Source organism: Rhodobacteraceae bacterium LMO-JJ12, assembly GCA_021555075.1.
Classification (GTDB): domain Bacteria; phylum Pseudomonadota; class Alphaproteobacteria; order Rhodobacterales; family Rhodobacteraceae; genus JAKGBX01.
Window position 1 is genome coordinate 564,552 of the sequence record JAKGBX010000001.1, and the last position, 21,530, is coordinate 586,081.

Annotated in this window: 16 protein-coding genes; 9 read left to right on the plus strand and 7 right to left on the minus strand. The window is 55.2% G+C overall.

Annotated features, from left to right (window positions below; translation table 11 throughout):
* Positions 1-222 precede the first annotated feature (222 nt).
* On the minus strand, positions 223-6,654 hold the full coding sequence (locus LZG00_02715; protein MCF3592905.1) for a hypothetical protein: 6,432 nt from the start codon (positions 6,652-6,654) through the stop codon (positions 223-225).
* 423 nt (positions 6,655-7,077) lie between these two features.
* On the opposite strand from LZG00_02715, the gene LZG00_02720 reads away from it, so the two are divergent.
* Positions 7,078-8,232 (plus strand): hypothetical protein, encoded by a 1,155-nt coding sequence (locus tag LZG00_02720; protein MCF3592906.1) that lies wholly within the window; start codon positions 7,078-7,080, stop codon positions 8,230-8,232.
* Here the strand turns inward: LZG00_02720 and LZG00_02725 are convergent.
* Positions 8,229-8,840: a gamma-glutamylcyclotransferase gene (locus LZG00_02725; protein MCF3592907.1), complete on the minus strand. Its 612-nt coding sequence runs from the start codon at positions 8,838-8,840 to the stop codon at positions 8,229-8,231. The two genes, LZG00_02720 and LZG00_02725, sit on opposite strands and share 4 nt — an antisense overlap.
* A 397-nt stretch (positions 8,841-9,237) precedes the next feature.
* Between LZG00_02725 and LZG00_02730 the strand changes: the two genes are divergently transcribed.
* Both LZG00_02730 and LZG00_02735 read left to right on the plus strand, forming a co-directional pair.
* A complete protein-coding gene (locus LZG00_02730) occupies positions 9,238-10,140 on the plus strand; it encodes an ssDNA-binding domain-containing protein (protein ID MCF3592908.1) in 903 nt (300 codons plus the stop codon).
* A 102-nt stretch (positions 10,141-10,242) separates the two neighbouring features.
* Entirely contained in the window at positions 10,243-11,442 is a 1,200-nt protein-coding gene (locus tag LZG00_02735; protein MCF3592909.1) for an ATP-binding protein, read from the plus strand.
* A gap of 46 nt (positions 11,443-11,488) precedes the next feature.
* Here LZG00_02735 and LZG00_02740 read toward each other — a convergent pair whose 3' ends face one another.
* Entirely contained in the window at positions 11,489-11,668 is a 180-nt protein-coding gene (locus LZG00_02740; protein ID MCF3592910.1) for a hypothetical protein, read from the minus strand.
* Positions 11,669-11,981: 313 nt separating this feature from the next.
* Here LZG00_02740 and LZG00_02745 point away from each other — a divergent pair, with 313 nt between their 5' ends.
* The 3 genes from LZG00_02745 to LZG00_02755 all read left to right on the plus strand — a co-directional run bounded on the left by LZG00_02745 (position 11,982) and on the right by LZG00_02755 (position 13,261).
* Complete coding sequence (locus tag LZG00_02745; GenBank protein ID MCF3592911.1) at positions 11,982-12,146, plus strand: hypothetical protein; 165 nt, start codon at positions 11,982-11,984, stop codon at positions 12,144-12,146.
* A gap of 68 nt (positions 12,147-12,214) precedes the next feature.
* A complete protein-coding gene (locus LZG00_02750) occupies positions 12,215-12,445 on the plus strand; it encodes a hypothetical protein (protein MCF3592912.1) in 231 nt (76 codons plus the stop codon).
* A gap of 186 nt (positions 12,446-12,631) precedes the next feature.
* Positions 12,632-13,261 (plus strand): hypothetical protein, encoded by a 630-nt coding sequence (locus LZG00_02755; GenBank protein ID MCF3592913.1) that lies wholly within the window; start codon positions 12,632-12,634, stop codon positions 13,259-13,261.
* An 18-nt stretch (positions 13,262-13,279) separates the two neighbouring features.
* On the opposite strand, the gene LZG00_02760 is transcribed toward LZG00_02755, so the two are convergent.
* Positions 13,280-14,602 carry a relaxase/mobilization nuclease domain-containing protein gene (locus LZG00_02760; protein ID MCF3592914.1) on the minus strand — a complete coding sequence of 441 codons (1,323 nt, stop codon included), beginning with the start codon at positions 14,600-14,602 and terminating at the stop codon, positions 13,280-13,282.
* Positions 14,599-15,021: a hypothetical protein gene (locus tag LZG00_02765; GenBank protein ID MCF3592915.1), complete on the minus strand. Its 423-nt coding sequence runs from the start codon at positions 15,019-15,021 to the stop codon at positions 14,599-14,601. Before LZG00_02765 ends, LZG00_02760 begins: the two co-directional genes overlap by 4 nt.
* Before the next feature lie 483 nt (positions 15,022-15,504).
* Between LZG00_02765 and LZG00_02770 the strand changes: the two genes are divergently transcribed.
* Genes LZG00_02770 through LZG00_02780 form a run of 3 tightly spaced genes read left to right on the plus strand, consistent with a single transcriptional unit; the run spans position 15,505 to position 19,849 of the window.
* Positions 15,505-18,279, plus strand: coding sequence for a molybdopterin-dependent oxidoreductase (locus LZG00_02770; GenBank protein ID MCF3592916.1), 2,775 nt, complete (start codon positions 15,505-15,507; stop codon positions 18,277-18,279).
* Complete coding sequence (locus LZG00_02775) at positions 18,276-18,935, plus strand: 4Fe-4S dicluster domain-containing protein (protein ID MCF3592917.1); 660 nt, start codon at positions 18,276-18,278, stop codon at positions 18,933-18,935. The genes LZG00_02770 and LZG00_02775 overlap by 4 nt, the downstream gene beginning before the upstream one ends.
* The gene (locus tag LZG00_02780) at positions 18,932-19,849 is read left to right on the plus strand and encodes a dimethyl sulfoxide reductase anchor subunit (GenBank protein ID MCF3592918.1); all 918 of its coding nucleotides are present in this window, start codon (positions 18,932-18,934) and stop codon (positions 19,847-19,849) included. The genes LZG00_02775 and LZG00_02780 overlap by 4 nt, the downstream gene beginning before the upstream one ends.
* A gap of 217 nt (positions 19,850-20,066) precedes the next feature.
* Here the strand turns inward: LZG00_02780 and arsB are convergent, their stop codons facing one another.
* Together arsB and LZG00_02790 are read right to left on the minus strand one after the other, a co-directional pair.
* Positions 20,067-21,086, minus strand: a complete 1,020-nt coding sequence (gene arsB / locus LZG00_02785) for an ACR3 family arsenite efflux transporter (GenBank protein ID MCF3592919.1) — start codon at positions 21,084-21,086, stop codon at positions 20,067-20,069.
* A complete protein-coding gene (locus LZG00_02790) occupies positions 21,083-21,406 on the minus strand; it encodes a metalloregulator ArsR/SmtB family transcription factor (protein ID MCF3592920.1) in 324 nt (107 codons plus the stop codon). Before LZG00_02790 ends, arsB begins: the two co-directional genes overlap by 4 nt.
* Between the last annotated feature and the right edge of the window lie 124 nt (positions 21,407-21,530).

Consider the following 21,530-nt stretch of genomic DNA (forward strand, 5'->3'; position numbering starts at 1 on the left):
CTCTCCCTGCACCCATCGCTCCAAGACCTTTCATGGCCTTAGAAAACCTGACCAACCGTACGCCGATTGGATGCCGCCATCTTGCCGAAGATGAACACTCCCGGGGGTCTATCACCACCCCACGAACCCAGCTCGTCAGACTTGGAGAATTCCCTCTCCACCGACACCAAACCATGCACAACCGGAGCGCTCGGTTGATCCGCAATTATCATAGCATCCACACTAGTAGATATTTGCTGACGCGTTGCTTGCAAACCAGAAGCGCGGATGTTCTTCCGCCCGCTTTAGGCCTACATAGACGCCTCTCACGCCGGATGAGTCATCGTAGCTTCTACTTGATTTATGCTTCGAAAAATCGAGCGTGATTATCAGGCTACGCTTGCAAGACTTCAGCGTTCTATCCAGCCATCCACGTTCCGCCCATAAGATAGCACCCTCATCCTGATACCTGGTACCACGAGCATCCGCATCAGGACGCCATTCGCCCCAAACGTCGCTCTTCAATACCAGATTTCCTGCGCTATCTCGCCAATTGCGCTCATCGTCATCGGAAGTCAGCTGAAGTACTTTGTTGATTACCAGACCCAGTTTTGGGCGAGCTTTCGCGTCCTTTGTGGCCCACTCGTCGCGCTCATCGATTCCCACTGGATACTTCTCCGGCTTCCATATCAAAGGATCGAACGGCCTCTTTTTCGCATACCGAACAATATGACCATTGGACTCAAAGCTCGGAAGCCACAAATCGTGATCGGGAGACTTGGCGAACACCCCACATTGCTTGACCGCGCCTCTCGTTACGACGAGTGCAGAACTTATGCTGACATGCACGCCATCTGGCGCGGTCCAGTATCCGTACAAAGGCAGGAACTGGTCTTCCACGCTCTCGGTAAATCCCACCTTCCGAAACAACTCCTCTTTGCTGAGTAGCGTTTCCTGGTTCCCTTTGCGCTCACCGAGCAGGTATTCTCGCGCTTGTGCAGGAACTTGGTCTTTGTGATCCGACAACCACGTACCATCCTTGAACGAAACATCCTCACGTTCAATGAATTCCTGCCAAGGATTCAGGTCATCCCAATCATAGCTTCGTCGCGCCACCGGCATCGATCTTACGAGCGCGGTTGCTGCATGAAGGCCCGCATGCCTTTGAATATGCTCAGCGTAGGTCTCATATCTCTCGTCACCTCGGTACCGAATTCCTCCAGGGAAATCGGATATGTTGTTTACCGACGGCCAACGTTTTGTAATTTCATCGGCGATGTAGTCGCTAGCTTCATTGTCGGATATCCAGAAAAGCTGCGCTAGGTTTGAAATCTTGTACTTTTTGTAGTCGTAATCGAAGCCAAAATCGGTCCGACGATCCTTGTTGTCCGGCCAACCATCACGCGCAACGATGCCATGCTTGGGAGACTGTACTTCGTCCCACAATCGCGCCAGATCAGGACTCAATGACTTACCAGCATCAATGTGTTTCAGACACCGAGCCAAATGAAGCTTGTTGATGACATGCAAGTCATCGCGCTTCGATATTTCCAAAATTCTATTTCTTATTGGTTTCAGTTTTGCACCATTATGGAGCGCAGCCCGCGCCAATCCCATCAGAAACCATTGCTGCGCGTTGAGAAAGGCAAAATGACGCTCTTCGGAAACCAGAGAGGGGTTCTCATGTGTGTCAAAACGATCAAGCAAACGTTCAATGTCTTCGACAAGTCCGACATCGAGTATGCCCTTCAAGCTTCGCGCGGTATTCCATCTGATGAAAGCATCACTATCACCGAGCAGATGCCAAATGATGTCAGCAACAACATCGCATTCATCGTCCTTGCCAGCAAACGCGGGGTTGTAGGCACCCTCACCAATCTCATCACCAACCTGCGCAGCAGAACTGGTCAGCAAGTGCTCGAATGCTTCTAGAGCAGTCTGAGGATCTGTGTGGCTCGACAGGCTAGTCGCTAGTTGAAGCCACTCGTCTCCCCCAAGCTCAAGACGTTCCTTAACTACGGTTTCCAGAACGATCTGGAGCACAAATTTTTGATCTCCACACAGCTCGGACAACCGGTATATCTGTCGGGATATGCCTGAATACCGTAGCTCGAACAGTTCGGAGCCCTTGAATGCAAAAAGTCTCGTGATGAGTCCTTCTGTGCTATTTCGTACTTGTGCAGAACTTTCTCCCCAATCCTTCATGCACTCAAATACTAGATCAAGCGCGTAATCAAATTGGAGTTCGGCAGACTCACAGACCGCCTCAAGAAATTTCACCCTTTTTTGATAGGGGCAAACTTTCCGGAGTTCATCCAAAAGCCTTTTTGTATTGTCGAAAGGGAGCCCATCGTTTCCTCTCGCATCGCTGATCGCCTTGTCCAATGAGGCCGCTGATGTCGGATCGCATACGGCAACAATTGCCTTGAGTGCGCTTGCGCCATCCAGTTCGTTTTTTTTCTTCCTACCTGATTGAATGCTGTACGCCGCGTCAGAACGGCTGGAGCTGTTCTTTGAGTTCTCAGCATCACGACGATGCCGCGCGGCTTTGAGTTTTCGCTGTAGATGATCACGCAATTCTCCCCCGTTGATCTCCTCAAACGCATCTACACAGCCCAACAGACCTTCCCACAGCCCTTCCCATCCACCCGAACTATGCTCTTGATCCAGCTTCCCTGTCACAAGAGAGAATATCGCTGACCTAATACTTGGATCGGCAACCAATAGGATATCATCCAGACCTTTGCCAACCTGCCACTCATGCCAGCCATGATCTTCGCAGATTGTGAGAAGCACCGCCGCACGACGCGCATCAAGATGGCCTGCATGTGCTAGGTAACAAGCTAATTGTGGAAGCCCGTAGGAATAGTCAGCAACATCTTGATCCGCCCATCGAACCAGCTTGTAGATTGCCGGAAAACCGATGGAGGCAGCGGCCGCGCGTCCAAACAACGTCCACCCGAATTTTGAGGGTTCATGTTGAAAGATCGTTTGGCACAACCCCATAAAACGGTGCGAGAGTGCCGGTTTCAAGAACCCACCTGGCTGCTCTGCAGCGTAGTGCAAAGCTGAATAGATCAGATCAAAGTCATCACCGCCCATCTGGTCAAGTTGAGCCAAACCCTGAATGTAGTATTCTTGTGCTTCGCCAATGCTCATCGACATCAGTGATCCTGCCAAGTCCCTATAGGCATCGGCACGCTGTTCGATGTAGTCATCCTTGACTATATCGGCTGATATACTGGCTGCGTACTGTCCTGCGACATCGGCCAAATTGAACCGCCTCGCGATCAGAGCGAGAACGCTTAGCTTATGACCGAGCGAAAATCTGTTTGACGCAATGATATTGATAAGCTCTTTTGCTTCATTCTCCTCTAAGGTGTCGCAGTGCTGAACCAAGATTGCGGCAACCCCAATGCCGACATGTCGCGCAACGTTGTCTCGCCCGTTCTCTGCTCTCCAATGAACACCCGGCCTCAACTCAGATTTCCACACAGCCAAGAACGCGGCCAAAACATTGTTTGAAATTGGTGCCTTGGAAAGGAGGGCAGTCTCAAGAGGTTTGACCAACCGGATGACACAGGCAGAACCCTTCACGATGTCATCTTGTTCATGGCTGGAGAACTGCTTGCGTTTCTCCGGTTTTCCCCGATTTTCCCCCGTATTCCGTTCGCTCGTCACGATCAGGCCATCAAGGAATGAGCGGAGTTCGGCTTCCGAGGCTATGGCTCTTGTCCTTGGTCCTAACTTCACGTCCTCTGGAAGGAGATGCTGAAAAGATAATTCTTTGCCCGATGACCATGCTGCTATGCAAGCCGATTGGACAGGCATCCAAATCCTGCTCATTCCGTGACGCTCGCCAAAGTCGTAGCTCGACGGCCTGCGGTGGCTGTATAGATTTAGAAGGCGTTTTGATGACTGCTTTGAGTTTACGGTTAGGGAGCTCATCGCTGCACTGGCAATAGCCCCCTGCAGCTCCCTCTCGTAGTCCCAGTTATCCTCCGGAACCCTATTCTTGTATCGTTGTGACAGCGTGCTCGCCGCTTTCGAAACCGCCTTGAGTTGGCCTTTTGAAAGGCCGTGATCTTTGGATAGCAGGCAAACTTGAAGTGCAAGAGACAGGCACCTCTTTGACGCGGCGAAACTAACCAGCGTCTGCAGCGCTCCGCTACCTGTTGAGTGTTCGTGCTGCGCGCAAAGAGTAATGAGCTCTTCGATAACCGACAGCGCATACTTAAAGCGCCATAGCTGGATATTTCGATTGAACGAGGAAAACTCGTTCTTCAAGACGCTCAAGAACATTACAGCCGCTATATCGGGTGCATCTGGCCCAGAGCGCTCAAAGCGCTTATTCTCGTCATCGTTGTGCAGATACCAGTTTATCCAGCCAATCGCTCTGTTTTGATGGATGCGCGCTTCGTCCAATTCGTCAGAGAAGCAATAGGCTACGGTAAGGCGTGCATCACGCGCGCCGCGCCAACCGGAGCGATCATTGAACAGGCGACGGGAAGCATCCGAGTCTCCAAGAATCGTCGCGAGCGCAGGAGATCGACGAATGAACTTATCACCTCTCGCATTGGCCGAGGCGAGCTGGGACAGTTGCATCGTGAGACGCAGAACATGGTCTAGGTCTTTCTCACGTGTGGCAAGCGAGAATGCCGCGTAGAGCCGAGCAAGTTTTAGGCTGCGCCGTCCGTACTCGGTCTCAATCGAGGCGGGAAAATCGTCCGAATCCGCAAGCTGAAACGCCCTCTTGCTATCTCCAATGACAACTAGAAAATGGGGCAAGGCTTCGGCAGCGTAGACTGAGGCCTTCTGCTGTGCCTGCAGTCTATCCGCAATGGACTGCTGCGCTGGAACCTCACTTGCATAATGGTCTTTGATATACGTTTCGGTTGGTTCGTCGCGAAATATCGCTCCGTGCTTTACCAACTCAAGCATCGGCGCGAGATCGGAGGCCGCACTATTGACCTGTGAGTCAGACCAGCCCAACGCTTTGGCCAGCTCACTCAGTGGGATGGGCGGTGGAAGTAGCGACAGGGCGGCGAAGAATTCTCGAACCTCATTATCACTCCAACCCGCAGTATGTAGATCGCGGAAGATTTTCCTGCATTTATCGGCGATCAATTCTTCAACAGAAATTTCGGTCTGGGGTGCATTTCCGGACACATTTGTGTCCCAGCTTTCGACTAGGTATTCGAGAACCCTGGCATTTCCTTGCGAGCGAGCGAAGGCCGTCGAGAATTCGACATCAGTGATATCATTGCGCCGCGTCTCCAGAAAACGCCGAGTTTCGGTCGCAGTAAATGGATCAAGCGCAAGACGTTTCACCTCGCTCTTCGCAATAACGCTTTCCATTCTGTGAGGACGCGCAGTTAGCATCAGTTTCACACCGTCGATAGGCTCCGCACTGAGCGAAGCCAGTAAGAGCCTTGGAAAGGCATCTTCGTTGCGCGCATCAGCTTCCAGCTGAGCGTTATCTGCAGCATCTATGACAACCAGTACGCCTTTCATGGCAGACTGACGCCGAACGGTATTGCTCGCCTGCTTAAGACGCTTGCGGGCGACTTCTATCAAGCCATACTGATCACTATCTGTTGGAAGGAGTGGGTCGCAGAGACCACGTGACGCCAACTCGTTGATAATCTGCAGCAGCCCCACTTTCGGCATGTGGCGTGCTTTGGCCTCAGAGCGGTACGCCCCGCCGCCGAAGCAGTCGAACACTACGACTTCAAGCTCATCTGCCAGATGCGCGGCGAGACTTTGAATGAAGACCGTCTTACCGACGCCGCCGTCGGCGTTGAGGAACACTGGTAGACTACTGGCTTTGATCTCATCTCGTATGTCTTTCAGAGCCGTGCGTTCGACGACCTCACCGACATCGACAAACCGTGTATCTGCTGGAAATAATTGGTCTTCATCGCATTCTAGGGCGTCGAGAACGTCTTCACGCCTGATGGAGTTCTTGCCCTGACCCTCGATTTGCGCCTTTTCTCGTACGAGTTCCACCAGAGCGAAAAGCCTCTTGCCAGCCTGTCCGGTGGAGTCGGCAGACCAATCACTAATTGTTTTGCGCAATGATCTGTTCTGTGCTGGTAGATCATTTGTTGCAGCACGAAACTCGATAAGCGGGAAAATGTCCTCCGCGTCGATCTTCTCTTCCTTGCACCAGGTTTTGAGATACTGAAGCTGAGTCTTGGCGCTGCTAGTCTTTGGCGTGCTTTTTGATTTCAAGCAGGCAATGGCTTCCCAAAGTTCATTTGAAAATTCCGCATTTGTGACGAAGCCGAAAGAAAGTTTATCTGCAATTTCCTGCTCGGATACGTTCGCCCGGTATTCGCGCAATGTTACCGCGAATTTCTTGATTGTTTTCTTGAGGTAGGACGAAGTAACCGGCTCTTCAGCTTCCTTGTATTTAAATTGCAATATCTGCTGCGAAGCGCATGTCTGGAAGGTGTCTCCGTTCCCGTAGAAGAGGATTAGGTCGGCAATCTCCTCTGCCTTCTTCCCGAGGTTAAGGTTTTCTTGTGGCGGCAAGCCTTCGACGACAATCGCAAACAGATTGTCCTTTGGGAAGACGAGCTGCAATGCGCGCCGCGCCGCCCATCGTTCGTGAAAGGTGTGCCCAGCACGTGATACGCGAACTGTATCAATTTTTCTTCCCGCTTTGCTCACGGCTACCCCAAGTCGTTGAAAACGAATTATCACAATATATCGGCTGGCGCGTGGATGTCAGCACAGAATGTTGCGATGATCCACAGCTGCGATCACCTCGCCGAGCGGCCTCCAAACCATGTGTTGATCTGATGCTACTCGGGGGGGCTGGAGGCTTCACCGTCCTTGGTCTCTGCGACGACCGCTAGCCATCGAGGTTTGCCGCGTGTTCGCCGAAAATGTATGGCCCTGGTGGCACAAAGCTCGCTAACAACTTGACGAGGTTCTTAGAATCCTGCACCTTGATCTCGGCCTTAAGTGCATGCCGGTGTGTCCGCCACGCAAAGCTATGCAGCACTCTTCATTCATACATGATGAACCCAGCCCAATTGTGGGATCTGGTTAGTAGCGGACACCTAGTCGGATCCCATCTGGATATGGATCATGACGAAGAAAAACCAAATCGACACTCTCAAGACGCTCGCAAAACGGTATGCGCGGGCAAATCGGATTGCTCAACACGAAGCCCTCAACGCAATTGCCGCTGAGTTAGACTGTGCGCATTGGGCGCAGCTGGCAACCAAGGCAAAGCAGGGGTGGCTCCCGAGCGCCGAACAAATGGCGCAGGCCGAGGCCTTTGTGCGCCAAAACCACTCTGACGCGGGTGAGGCAGGAAGCGTTCTTTCCAAGAGCCTCGCACGTCCCGTCAACGAACCAATCAGGCAAGGAAAGATCGGGGATCACGACTACTGTGTCTATGAGTCTTTCGGGGACATTCGCGTGGAAGGTGACGGATGGCGCATCCTTGTAGGCGAGGCACAGTTTTCCCAGCCGATAGTTGAAATTGAAGGGCCTCATGCTGACACGAGCCCTGTGCGCAAACGCGACTTCCTGGACGTTGCACTGGTTATTGCAGACGAAGAGGCGGCCAAGGTTCGCGCTGGCATTTCTTCTGACTGGCCGAGGCGTTCCACCAAGCCTGATGCTGACGGAGCAGTGCGACACCCGCTCTATGACAAGAAGTCTGCCGAATGGTATTGCCTGCACTGCGACGGCAAGATCACGGGCGCACAGCTTGCGGAAAATCTTTGGCACTGTCCTGGCTGCGGCGCATCGCCCATCGACATTTTCTCCGAGCCTGGATGGCTAGACGGCTCAGATGTGGAGCCGAAATCTGTGGAGCTTGTAGCGGGGCGGCAGCGGGCTGAGCCCAAGATTAACGTAGTGGATTCGAGGCCGACGCTGACGCTTGACGAAGAGAACATTACTTTGCTCTTGCGGACAGCACTGCTTGAAGATGCTGCGACGCCCGCAGAGCGGATTGGTGCGTTGCTTGCAGAGATTTATGTCGATGATGAGGGCGACGCCTGCATTGTGCTGGACGAAGACCTTTGGCCTGAAATGAAGGAGCCCGAGGCCGCGATGGCAGTTGCCGAAATGCTGGGAGCAGAGCTGGAACTGAATATGACCTGCATGACCTTTCCCTTTGCCTGGCCTGGCTTGGGGCATGCGACCACCAACACGCGTGAGTATGTTCAAATGCTCTTAGACGCTCATGACGAGCACGGAGTCATTCGTCGCGAGCACAAAGACGACTAGCGTTTGAGTTTGGCAAGGGCGTCTTCTAGCGTCTTGCAGGCTGTCTGTTTCAGGATTTCCGCTTCATAGGTCGGAGACAGCGCGGTAGTGATGCCGTGCTGTTTCGCGGCTATTAGGTAGCTGACGCCATCGAGACCAGGATTGGCCTTGGAAACGCTCGCGATGGCGAGTTTGGCAAGGTGTTCTGCGGTCAAAGGAGTAATGGTAGCGGCGATCTGAGTATATAGGACAACGTCGAGCCCTGCGAAATTGGTCAAGCGCTCGACCACTACAGATTTGTCAGTCACTGGACTAGGTTGCGTATAGGAGCGCTTCATTTCGCCAACCTTGCCGATTTCACGGCGATAGAGGATGTCGGCTGCGTCGGCTTCTGAGGTATCCATGACGAAGACCTGACCTTTTACGCGAGCACCGCCAGTTGTAACTGGAACAAGGGTCGGCGCTCCCCCACGGCCACTGCTGCTGCGCGCGAATTCTATGCTGAAAGGCGTCAAGACATCTTTAATGATGTCGGTGCGAGTCTTTTCAATTTCGAGCCTCGGGTCTGAAATCAAGGAGCCGTAGGCCAGAATTCCGATTTTTGGTTTGTCTTTTGTTTTTGCAGTCATTTTTATCTCTGATCGTAGCCTCTATTTCAAACTATTAGATCAGATTTCCCTCCACGAATTCAACTTTGAATGCGCACCCTGCGGGTCGGGCTGTCGTGAACCGAGCCCGCCTGTGGCGGTCTCGGCCATGCGGCTTCCATCCCTTGCACTGATGTGATGCCAGCCCTGGAGGGCTGACTTTCTTCCTTTTGTTTGGGGTCTGCGACCCCCTTCGCCGTCAAGACCAAGCCCTTCGCATGAGCTTCGGGCGCAGTCAGCGGTCTCCCCATCCTTCCGCGCTTTGCTTGTGCAGGATGGGCGATCCCCCACCGCTGCCTACGGTCTGTGACGGTCTCCCCCCTCTCTTCGCCAGAGGGGCAGTTCGGTTGCATGCGCAACCAAACAAAGGAAAAAAGAAGTGAAACAAGACGTTTATCAGAAAGTCACAGACAAGATCATCACTGATCTGGAGCAGGGCGAACTCACATGGCTAAAGCCGTGGAGTGCTGGCAACATGGATGGGCGGGTTATGAAACCCCTGCGCCATAACGGCCTAGCCTATAGCGGCATCAATGTTCTGATGTTGTGGGGCGCGGCGATGGAGGCGGGCTATTGCTCCCCGTACTGGATGACCTACCGCCAAGCCCAAGAGTTGGGCGCACACGTCAGGAAGGGCGAGCGCGGCAATTCCGTTGTCTATGCCAACACCATCACCAAGACCGAAGTGCAGGATAACGGCACGGAGGAAGAGCGTACCATCCCGTTTATGAAGGCTTACACCGTCTTCAATGTGGAGCAGATCGAAGGCTTGCCCGAGCACTACTACGTCAAGCACGAGCTTGTCATTGACCCCGCGCAGCGCATCACCCATGCGGAAGACTTCTTCGCGGCGACAGGTGCGGACGTTCGGCACGGCGGCAATCAGGCTTTCTATAGCGGCGGCAGCGATCATGTGCAGATGCCCGTCTTCGAGTGCTTCCGCAGCCCCGAGGCCTACTATGCGACCTTGGCGCATGAGCTGACGCATTGGACAAAGCACCCCAAGCGCCTTGATCGAGAATTCGGGCGCAAGAAATGGGGCGATGAAGGCTACGCCCGCGAAGAGCTGGTTGCCGAACTCGGCGCGGCATTCCTTTGTGCCGATCTTGGCCTCACCCCCGAGCCTGGCACAGATCATGCCGCCTATATCCAGAGCTGGCTGAAGGTTCTGAAGAACGACAAGCGGGCGATCTTCTCGGCAGCCGCCCACGCCCAGAAGGCTGCGGATTTTCTGCATGGCTTCCAAGCCCAGAGCGAAACAGCAGAAGGAGTCGCCGCGTAAGCGGCGGCTTTCCTACGTCGCTTATGACAGCAAAAAAATGTAGAAAAACAGCGTATTGAGCCTATACTGAATCGATCAAGATCATAAAAACGGGCAGAACAGATGGCGTATCTAATACCGCGCACAATTCACGACATTCAGGAAATGAAAGAGCGCGGCGATTCTGAGGGCGCAACACTGGAATTTAAGTCATCGCGCCTCTTCGAGCAAAAGAATGACAAGGTATTCGAAACTCTTTCACGAGAAGTGACCGCGCTAGCGAACGCAATAGGTGGAGCTCTCATCATTGGGGTTGAAGAGGATGGGGAAAAGCGGATTTCAGAAATCGTACCGATTCAAGACACAGCTAAGGATGAAGAGTGGCTTGAGAACGGCCTATTGTCTCGGATTTCGCCAAGCCTTCAGCTTTCAATTGAGCGTATCGAGGCAGAAGGTGGGCATCTTCTAATACTTGATGTACCCGCGTCGCGTAACGCTCCACATCAGGCTGCTGACAAACGATACTACTCGCGACGCCTTTTCCGGGTCGACCCTCTTCTCTCCTACGAGGTTGATGACATCCGCCGAAGGGTTTCCAGTTCGTCGACAGGTCCCAGCCTATCGCTTATGTTCGAGGGTGGAGGAGTGTCATTCTCAATCAAAAATGATGCACTGGGCGATGTCTTTGATGTTTCAATTCAGATTGACAAGATCGAGAATTCAGTCATCGCGCAGCAATGGACGCCAGGATTGGATCGCCCCTACACGGAGCCCTTTAAAATAATCCACTCAGGTGAAACGAGAAATTTTTTGGGGGTAGGCTTCGAATTTCTGAAAAAGCATCTCGATGATCGAATGGATGTAAGTCTCATATACTTTGACGGAGAGGGCAAGCAACACGAGAAAACCTACACTTACTATTTGAAGGATTTTCATAGCACCTTCAGGCTAAAGTCTCCCAATGAAGATGTTCTGGACCAGGGCGTCGAGCGTCTGGAAAACATCGAGAGAAGTCTGAAGGAATTGTCGCGTAGCCTTAAGACGATTCAGGATAGTGCGTTTCATCCCACTGGCCTGAACTTCTCCAAAACCACATTGGAAACTCTGTCAACCAAAGCAAACGTCAAGTGGCCAGGACAATTTCTGACTTTTCAGGCTCTGGCTGAAATCTTGGAGGTTGACTTTGAAGTGGCACTAAAAGTTCAACACGAGATATTTGGCGCTTCTCACCTCGCTGGTGGAACAAACCAGCCGTTAGAGGAAATTGACCTTCCAGAAGAAGTTAAAGAGCGCATTCGACAACGCCTTATCTTGCCCGGATAAGCCTACGAAAATTCGCGGCTGACCTCACGGCCAGCCGCATCAGGATTTAGAGACCTGGCGCACGGGTCGCCAGCTCATCTTCGATAGTTCGCATCGTCACAAGCGCTTCGCGCTGTTCCTGCGAGCCGCGCGGGGCGGCAGTGAAGGCGATGAACGCTTCTTTTCGCAGACCGTTCAATTCAGGCGTGCTTAGCGTTGCTGCTTCAAATCGAGTGACAAGTTTCATGTGATCCTCCTTTGGCTTCAGGGAGGCTCCGAACCATTCCGAGCCTTTCGGCTCGGACACACATCATCATCGGCCAGTGAAGGCGCTGATGGTTCGGCACTGACGCTAGACGCCACAGGTGACAGTGAAACGGAACGTCTCGGTTTGCGTTTGCCATCGCACAAAGCACTACAGGATGAATTGCGGCTTGATCGGAAAGAAGCGGGCATCGTCTTTGCCCGCCACCACAATGTACTCGCCAATGGAAGCGCCAGCGTTTCCAGATGCGGATGTTCGCCAGAAGATGCGCAAGACACGAAGCAGGGCATGACGGATGCGGCTGGCTGAAGGGCAGTTGCCATTTTCTGACCGCGTAGCTCAACCTCCTTTGATCGGGCGGACTTGCCTTGAAGACACCCATGAATCCCTGACCGAACGCGGCACGGCCTTCAATGGCCTGCCCGCACCACCTGGCTTTGCCAGCCGTGTTGACCATTAACTCCGAACCTTTGCCTTCGGCCTGACGGGAGGGCGTTAGCAAGCCAGCCAAACAAAGGAGATAAAATCATGGCACGCGAAAAGGCGAAGACTACCCCAGCACTAAACGCACCCGACTTTCTGGCCTGGCACGTCACGCAGAGGGGCGAGAGATCCTTCTGGAACAAAGTCGGCGCAGCATGGGCGCACAAGGACGGACAGGGTTACACGCTTCAGCTTGAGACCTGCCCGATCAACGGACGGATCGTCCTGCGGACTCCGCTCGAAGACACCCCACCGCAAAACGAAGGGCGCTCTTAGAGCGCCCACTCACACAATTTTCGAAAGATGGATGCACGTCTTAAACACTCAATTCGACGATGACATAAGTTATATCTTTTTGAAGTATTTAAGGCGTGATGGTAAGATCAGTGAACCTTCAGCGCTCACAGTAAGTGCCCGCCAACTATCACTCTTACGGGTAACCAAAGTTCGAAAGGTATCAACTTGGAGAAACGTCTAGTACAAAGCCTGATAATTCGAAACGATCTTGAGGAAGCAAAATCTGAGATATTGCAGAAAGGACTTTTGCTTTCGATTGCTCACGTTAAAATAGCTTTCTTGGCATTCCATAATCTTTGCGACTTCGAGAGGTCCATTCGATACAAATACGCTGATCATCGCGAGTTGAGCGAACTATTTGACAAGTGTCGCTCAAACGCGGAATTCTTTTCCTATTTGCGTAACAAGTTCACCGGTCAGCTAACGGATGACCTTATCGAAAAGAGTTTAGAATGGAAGCCTGAGATTTCCCTCACGTTGGGTCGAGAACATGATTCCGATATCATATTGATCTATAACTTCTGGCTGCTGGAAACCGCAATCAACACCTATGTCGACGCTGAAGGCAACCACAAGGTATTCGATTCTGAAACTGACCTAATGTACCCTCCAGATTTTAAGCGTTTTGAGAGCGCACTGACTACAACCGTCGACCAAGCGGTCGAATTTCTTTCTGCTGTGGAGGCCATTTTTAAGCCATTTGTTTCATCTCCGACTACAGAAGAAGAAAAAATGGAGCTATTTCAGAAGGCAGGCCTCACAAACTTCTATTACCTCAAGAAAGGGGGGCGCTGATAGCGCCTCTCCAATCATTTACGGCTCGAAGCCGCGTCCGCGCCGTGGACGCGGGGCGCGTTCACGCTTGCTGCCTTCTTCCTCTCGATGCTTCTCCCGCTTGCGCGTGCGGCTGAACTCAGGATCAGGCCGATCACCACGCATGTAGTGGGCAACATCCTCACGTAGCCGCAGCAGCTCTTCTTGAGCCGCTTCTCTTTGGATTCGGATGTCGCGCTGGACGGCTTGCCGCTCCTCAATTTGCTTGAAGATCAGCGCGTCCTTTTCGGCGCGGTCGCGGTGCAGGGCTTCCAGCGCTTCATGTTCATTCTGCTTTCTGACTTTGGCATATTTGCCTGTCAGCCGATGCCAGATGCCCGAGACACCTTTCGGCAGACGCTCAGCCCGCTTGCGGGTTTCGGCCTGCCAGCGTTTCTCATGGGCTTCGGAGAGCTGGCGGCGCTCTTCCTGATGCCGCCCGACAATATCCGCCTTGCGGAAGTCTATCTGCAAAGACCGTCGCGCCGCGTCCCGTTCGGCCTGCTTGATGAATTCTTGCAGCTTGGCCGTCATCCCGCCCGCAATGTCGCCCTTTACCTGATCGACCGAGCGAAGAGTTTGCGGATCGCCGAGTTTGGCTTCCACGTCCTTTGCCTTCACGCCGCTGCAACGGGCAACGGCATAGACCTCGCCGCGATAATCGACCGCGACGAAGCCGCGCCGATCACCCTTGGCAAGCCAGAGCCCGCGCTCCTTGAGCGCCTGTTCAAACGCTGCGCGGTTGTCTGACGTTTCCCAGACAGTCTTGAAGACCGCCTTCAGCTCCTTCGCGTCAAGGCCAGTCCTCTGCGCTTGCTGCCATTCTTCCCGCGAGAAGGTGAAGGGATCACGCAAGCGCCGATTCTCCAGGCCGCGCGGCATCGCCCAGCCGTGGTCTATGTAGAGCTGGCGCGACACATCGCGCAGCTTGATTTTGTAGTGGTTCAGGTTGATCGCTCGCATCCGCTCGCTGTCGATCCGCGACCAAACAGCATGAGCGTGTCGCCGTCCGTCCTTCTCATGGAAGACAATGGCGCGGGGCTGGCCTTCAAGCCCGAGCGTGGCTTCTACTTGCTCTATCGCCCTTTCGAAGTCCTCGATGGATGCATTCGCGCCTTCGGGCGGATTGAAGCTCATCGAGAACAGGTGCTTTTCGCAGCGCGTTCCCCGCGCAATGGCATCGGCTTCGCCGAATGCCTCGACCAGATCATCACTGATGAAGCCGCGCACATCGTGAAGTTCGACATGATCGTTGTCCCGCATCGCCAGCAGGTAGCGGGCGAGCTGCGGGGCATTGCCGCGCTCTTTGGCTTTCAAGATCATGGCTCGCTCCCTGGCACTTTACCGAGAGCAGCCAAGAGTTCCGCGCGCATTTCCGAGATTTCGCGGCAGGCTTCTTTGATTTCAGCTTCCGTTTCGGGTGTGACAGGCAAAGAGCCCGAGTTCACCGCTTTGGCGAGCTGGTTCATGTTTTGGGACAGGCGAGACTGACCAAGAGCCCCAGCCATGCGGCCAAGGGCTTCCTTGTCCTGAACAGGGCTGTTGCCGCGCTTCTTGCGCGGTGCAGCATCAGCGCCGAAAAGCCGCTCGCGGATATATGCGGCAAGGGTCATGCCACCCCGTTCCGCATCCAGCCGCGCCCGTTCTTCATAGGTCAGGCGCAGGGAAAAGGGCGGCGGATAGTCCGTCTTCTTCGCCTCTGCCTTGGCTATGTTATTGAATTCATGTCGCGAATGTGTCATCTTCGCACCTCAGACTTTTAAAGTCCGAACGGGCGAGATGGTATTCCCACTCTTGGAGAGCCTCAATCAGGGAGTTCAAGTCCTCTCCCTCTAGGCGCACCATCCTCCCGCAAAATTCCGTAATGTGCCAGTAATGACTGCTGCAGATCCGGGCCTGTTCGAACAGATAATGGCGTCTGGCCGAGGTCTTCGTGAAGGGGGCAGGCCGGGCAGTGCCTCTGGTGTGCTGTTGATCACGAGAGCGGAGAATTCGCATCAGCCGGTCCGACGACGGGCACTGACGATGCTTGGGATTCGCAGCACGCGAAGTTTGCAGAGGTGAGCAGCATCGAAAGTTTCTTGCACGAGGCGTAGTGGTCTCGCAGGTAAAGATACGAATAACATGTTACATAAATTTACAGTTGAATAATATTTGGTAACATATAAGGCTATGCGAAAGGGCCGTGAAACGCTCGTCCATGTAAGTTTCGAGGAGGAAACTTAATGTCGCAACAGCCAGATCAGGCCGTTCTCGAAGACGCTGCGCCCTCTGGGGAGGAGGCGAAGTGGGTTCCAACCTATTGCTACAACTGTGTTGCCGGACCAGACCTTCTTACCGTCAAGGTGGAGAACGGTGTGGCCACCAATATCCGTCCTGACTTCAGCGCCGAGGGCATTCATCCGGCATCGGGGCGCGTTTGCGTCAAGGCGTTTGGGCTGCTTCAGAAGACCTATAACTCCAACCGTATCCTTACCCCGATGCGACGCACCAACCCCAAGAAGGGGCGCGATCAGGATCCCGGCTGGGAGCCGATCTCGTGGGATGAGGCGCTGGGAGAGATTGCGGCCAAGATGAACGGCATCCGCGAAAAGGGGCTGATTGACGAAGGCGGTTATCCGCGTGTCGCGGCGACCTTTGGGCATGGCGGAACGCCTGCGCATTACATGGGCACGCTGCCCGCGTTCCTGGCATCATGGGGGCCAATCGACTTTTCCTTCGGTTCGGGGCAGGGCGTCAAATGCGTCCATTCCGAGCATCTTTACGGGGAATTCTGGCACCGCGGCTTTACCGTCTGCGCCGATACCGTGAATACTAAATACATCGTTTCCTTTGGCACCAATGTCGAAGTCACGGGCGGCACATGTGCTGTCTGGCGTCATGCCGATGCACGCGAACGCGGCGTCAAGCGGGTGCAGGTCGAACCGCACCTGTCCGTTACCGGTGCTGCCTCGGCTGAATGGGTGCCGATCAAGCCCAAGACGGACCCGGCCTTTATGCTGGCGATGATCCATGTCTTGCTGCACGAGCATCCCCGCGACGAGCTTGACGTGCCATTCCTGCGTGACCGCACGGCATCGCCTTATCTGATCGGCCCGGATGGGTATTATCTGCGCGATCCCGAGAGCCGCAAGCCGTTGATGATGGATACCGTCCGCAATGCGCCGTGTTCGATTGACGACAAGGCGGCGGTGCCCGCGCTTGACGGGCATTTCCAGATTGCACATGCGGTATCACTCGGCCCGGATGGAGAGGTGATTGAATACGCAGACGTTACCGGGACCACGGCACTGACTGTGACAGCCGAGGCGATGGCCGAGTATTCACCGGAATGGGCGGCTGAGGTCTGTGGCCTTCAGGCGGAAACCATACGCCGGGTTGCCAACGAGTATCTCGAAAACGCCAGTGTCGGCGAAACCATCGAGATCGAGGGGCGCACGATGCCTTATCGTCCGGTGGCGGTGACGCTGGGCAAAACGGTCAACAACGGTTGGGGTGCTTATCATGCCTGCTGGAGCCGGACCATGCTGGCCACGCTGGTTGGTGCGCTTGAGGTTCCGGGCGGCACGCTGGGCACGACGGTGCGGCTGAACCGGCCCCACGAAAACCGGCTGGACAGCGTCAAGCCGGGCGAAGACGGCTTTATGCAGGTCAAGTTCAACTCAACCGAGCGTGAAAGCTGGGAAAGCGAGCCAACCGGGCGCAATGCCCACAAGACACTGGTGCCGATGGTCGGCAATTCTGGTTGGAGCCAGGCGCTGGGGCCGACCCATCTGGCCTGGATGTTCCTGCGCGAGACGCCCGAAAACTGGCCGCGCCCGAGCTATCCTGATGTCTGGTTCTTCTATCGCACCAATCCCGCGATTTCATTCTGGGACTCGGGCCAGATGGTCGAAACAATCGCGAAAATGCCCTATGTCGTGGCATTCGCCTATACCCAGGATGAGACCAATTATATGGCCGACATCCTGCTGCCCGATGCGACCGATCTGGAAAGTACCCAGTTGATCCGTATGGGCGGGACCAAGTTTGTTGAGCAGCATTGGTATCATCAGGGTGTCACGCTGCGACAGCCGGTGGTTAAACCCGAGGGCGACGCGCGCGATTTCACTTGGATCGCGGGCGAGTTAGCCAAACGCTGTGGCCTTTTGGCCAAATACAACAAGGCGATTAATCGTGGCGCCGGTGCCGTGCCGCTGAAGGGGGAGGGATTCGACTATAGCCTCGATGAGGACAAGGAATACGAGGTCGACGAGATCTGGGATCGGGCCTGCAAGGCGGCCACCCATGAGTTTTCGCGCGGCGAGGAAGTGCATGATCTCGAATGGTTCAAGGAACACGGGTATTTCGTTGTCCCCTTCGATCGCCTCGATTGGTATCTGACGCCCACCATGGAAGACTTGGGGTTGCGCTATGAGTTGCCCTATCAGGAGCGTCTGCTGCGTATCGGCAAGGAGCTTAAATCGCGGATGCATGAGGAGGGTCACCATTGGTGGGACGCCCAGCTTGAGGAATACGAGGCGATTCCGAAATGGCATGATTTCCCCGGCATCTGGACCAAGACGCTTGAAAAGATGGGCGGCGATCCGGCCGATTATCCGCTGTGGGGCATCACCACGAAGGTCATGCAATACACCACGGGCAACAATGTCGGCATCCAGTTGATGCACGAGGTTTCCGGCAACGTGCGCGGTGTCGGTGCCGTGATCATGCACAAGAGTGTCGCCAAGGCCAAAGGCATCAAGCGCGGCGAGATGGTTGAAGTCCGCTCGATCATCGGGCGCACCCATGGGCGGGCCGAACCGATGGAGGGCATCCGCCCTGACACCATCGTCATTCCCGGTCAGTTCGAGCATTGGGCGACGCCCTATGCCAAGGATCTCGAATTCGCCAGCCTTAACACGCTGATACCGCTGTCGATGGATCTGACGGATTCTACCGGTTCGGGCGCCGATGTGGTGCTGGTTTCGGTTCACAAGATCAAGGAGGGTCGGAAATGACCAAATATGCAATGGTTGTCGATCTTCGCCGCTGTGTCGGCTGTCAGACCTGCACCGCCGCTTGTAAACTGGCCAATGCCACGCCGCCCGGTGTGATGTGGCGCCGGGTTGTCGATGTGGAAACCGGCACCTTTCCAAATGTTCAGCGGGTGTTTGTTCCAACCAGTTGCCAGCATTGCGACAATCCGCCTTGTGTCGCGGCATGCCCGTCGGAGGCCACCAAGAAGCGCGCCGACGGCATCGTAACCCAGGACTATGAGATGTGCATCGGCTGCGGTTATTGCATCACGGCTTGCCCCTATGAGGCGCGCTTCAAGGTCGAGGATGTGGACTTTGCCTATGGCGATGAACCGATGCGTCATGAGGCCGAGAAATATAACGACGACATGAACGGAGTGGTCCAGAAATGCACCTTCTGCGTTGATACCATTGATGAGGGGATCGCCAAAGGGCTGACACCGGGCGTTGACCCGGACGCAACGCCGGCTTGCGTCAACTCGTGTATCGCAAACGCGCTCACCTTCGGCGACCTTGATGATCCTGATAGCAACGTCTCGAAAAAGCTGCGCGATAACCAGCATTTTCGCATGCATGAAGACGAAGGAACGGGTTCGAACATGTATTACCTTTGGGACAAGGGAGAGATCCGGCTATGAAACATTCCCGCAAAGTCGCCAGCGGCCCGTGGCCGCGCCTTCAGCGTGCCTGGGACATCCGCGCCGCCTTCAACTTCATCGGCGGCGGCACCGGCACCGGGCTTCTGGTGATGGCTTTTCTCGGTGCGCTTGATGGCAGGGCTTGGTTCATTCCGGCCTTTGCCGGGATGGCGTTTATCTCCTTTGGCCTGCTGATGGTGTTGCTTGAGATCGGCAAGCCCTGGCGCGCCCTTAACGTGTTCCACCATCCTCAGACCTCGTGGATGACGCGCGAGGGGGTGGTTGCCCTGCCGCTCTTTGCCTGCGGTGGTGCGGCCCTTGGCCTGAACCTGCTTGGCATGAGCGGCATCGCGATGTTTTTCCTTGCCGTGACCACGCTTTGCGCGTTGGGATTCCTATATTGTCAGGCCCGCATTCTGCGCGCCGCCCGTGGCATACCGACATGGCGCGAGATCACGCTGACACCCTACATTCTGCTGTCAGGCCCCACGGAAGGGACAAGCCTTTTTGCGGCGTTTGCCGTCTGGGCCTATGGCGGACTTGTCTGGGTTTTGCCGCTGGCGATCGTGCTTATTGCCGCGCGGGCGGCAGCCTGGGCGTATTACCGGAACGGTTTGGAAAAGCGCGGTGCGCCGGAAGAGAGCCTCGAAGTCCTCGATCAGATGGCGCCGGGGTTCTATCTGGTGGGGCATGCGCTTCCTGTTCTGTTGTTCATCGCGGCCCTTGCCGATGCGCCCGGAGTTCCCTGGCTTGTTTCTCTTGGTGGGCTCATTGCTGCGCTCGCAGGTTGGCAAGCCAAGCGTGTGCTCATCACCCGCGCTGCCAGAACGCAAGGCATCGCCATCCCGCGCACGCCGGTGCGTGGGCGCGGGCAGAGCCATCCAGGCGCCCGGCCTGGTTGGATCAACCGTTGAACCGCGCGATAGATCCTGCGCACAAAGTCGGTTTGCGCCTGACGACATTGCTCTGACGGGGGCGTCTTGCCCTTGATGTAATGCGTTGGGGCAAACCGGCCTCTTAACCGCCCTGCAGTTCTTTTCGGTATTCGCGCATTGGCCTTGAACGCACCCGTTTGCCGATGATGGCGCGGGAAGACCTAAACTGTCTCGGGCAAGACCGGTGTGGTTCAAATCATCCGGGGAACCCCGCGCGCGTCCGGTTCGCGATGGCAACGAGGCTCAGCATCACCGGCACCTCGACCAGCACGCCGACCACTGTTGCCAATGCGGCACCGGAGTTCAGCCCGAACAGCCCGATTGCCACGGCGACCGCGAGTTCGAAGAAGTTCGACGTGCCGATCAGCGCGCAGGGGGCGGCGACCCTGTGCGGCACGTGCCACAGCCAGGCCCATCCATACCCGAGCGCGAAAATACCGTAGGACTGAATGATGATCGGGACTGCGATCAGCGCAATCAGCAGCGGTTGCGCAAGGATCACCGGCCCCTGAAAGCCGAAGAGCAGAACCACGGTTATCAAAAGGCCCACGACAGAGGCCGGTTTGATCCGGGCGGTGAACGCTGTCACCGCGGCCTCGCCGCCTTTCGCGATCAGCGTCCGGCGCGTCAGCATCCCTGCGATCAGGGGAATGACGATGTAGAGGATGACCGACAGGATCAGTGTTTCCCACGGCACGCTGATGTCGGTCACGCCCAGAAGAAAGGCCACGATCGGTGCGAAGGCCACCACCATGATCAGGTCGTTTACCGAGACCTGCACCAGCGTATAGTTGGGGTCGCCATTCGTCAGTTGTGACCAGACAAAGACCATCGCGGTGCAGGGCGCGGCGCCAAGCAGAATAAGGCCTGCGATGTATTCGGGCGCGCGCTCGGGATCAATCAAGCCGGCAAAGACGTAGTTGAAGAACAGGACTGCCAGCGCCGCCATCGTGAAAGGCTTGATCAGCCAGTTGATTACCAGCGTGATGACAAGACCCTTTGGGCGCTGACCAACCGCCTTGAGCGAACCGAGATCCACTGCGATCATCATCGGATAGACCATCGCCCAGATCAAGACGGCGACGACGAGGTTGACCGAGGCGATCTCGAACGCGGCCAATGCGGCGAACAGTGCCGGGACGAGGCTGCCGAGGACGAGCCCGGACAGGATGCAGAGTGCGACCCAGAGGGTCAGCCAACGTTCGAACAGGCTCATGATAATTCCTTCTCGTTCGGCACGCAGCAATCCGCAGCAGAGGGCGGGGTCAGCGTGGTTATGAATTCGGACAGTGGCCCAAGGGCATCCGGGTTTAACGCGTAGCAAGTGCGCGGGCCGGATATCTCGCCCGTGATGACGCCAGCGGCCTTCAGGATGCGCAGATGCTCGGAAACGGTGGATTGAGCCAAGCCGACTGCGTCCACGATGTCGCCGCCGATACAGCCGGGGGTCGTGAGCAACAGGCGCAGGATGCGCAGCCGTGCGGGATGCGCAAGCGCCTTGGCCAGTGCAGCGATGTTGATGTCCGTATCGTGCATGTGCAATCCGTTTATTCGTTTATCGTCGATAAGCGATAAGTGTGATGCATGCAATAGTTTTTGCGCGCGCTCGATAATTGTGGAGCAACGCGCTAAGAATTCTCAAGAATTCGTTATTAATCAA

Bases quoted from the DNA above. Each gene is read 5' to 3' on its own strand.
- LZG00_02770 (MCF3592916.1), top strand. From the start codon at position 15,505: ATGTCGCAACAGCCAGATCAGGCCGTTCTCGAAGACGCTGCGCCCTCT.
- LZG00_02775 (MCF3592917.1), top strand. From the start codon at position 18,276: ATGACCAAATATGCAATGGTTGTCGATCTTCGCCGCTGTGTCGGCTGT.
- LZG00_02780 (MCF3592918.1), top strand. From the start codon at position 18,932: ATGAAACATTCCCGCAAAGTCGCCAGCGGCCCGTGGCCGCGCCTTCAG.
- LZG00_02740 (MCF3592910.1), bottom strand. From the start codon at position 11,668: ATGAAACTTGTCACTCGATTTGAAGCAGCAACGCTAAGCACGCCTGAA.
- LZG00_02725 (MCF3592907.1), bottom strand. From the start codon at position 8,840: ATGACTGCAAAAACAAAAGACAAACCAAAAATCGGAATTCTGGCCTAC.
- LZG00_02720 (MCF3592906.1), top strand. From the start codon at position 7,078: ATGACGAAGAAAAACCAAATCGACACTCTCAAGACGCTCGCAAAACGG.
- LZG00_02745 (MCF3592911.1), top strand. From the start codon at position 11,982: ATGCGGCTGGCTGAAGGGCAGTTGCCATTTTCTGACCGCGTAGCTCAA.
- arsB (MCF3592919.1), bottom strand. From the start codon at position 21,086: ATGAGCCTGTTCGAACGTTGGCTGACCCTCTGGGTCGCACTCTGCATC.
- LZG00_02765 (MCF3592915.1), bottom strand. From the start codon at position 15,021: ATGACACATTCGCGACATGAATTCAATAACATAGCCAAGGCAGAGGCG.
- LZG00_02750 (MCF3592912.1), top strand. From the start codon at position 12,215: ATGGCACGCGAAAAGGCGAAGACTACCCCAGCACTAAACGCACCCGAC.
- LZG00_02760 (MCF3592914.1), bottom strand. From the start codon at position 14,602: ATGATCTTGAAAGCCAAAGAGCGCGGCAATGCCCCGCAGCTCGCCCGC.
- LZG00_02735 (MCF3592909.1), top strand. From the start codon at position 10,243: ATGGCGTATCTAATACCGCGCACAATTCACGACATTCAGGAAATGAAA.
- LZG00_02790 (MCF3592920.1), bottom strand. From the start codon at position 21,406: ATGCACGATACGGACATCAACATCGCTGCACTGGCCAAGGCGCTTGCG.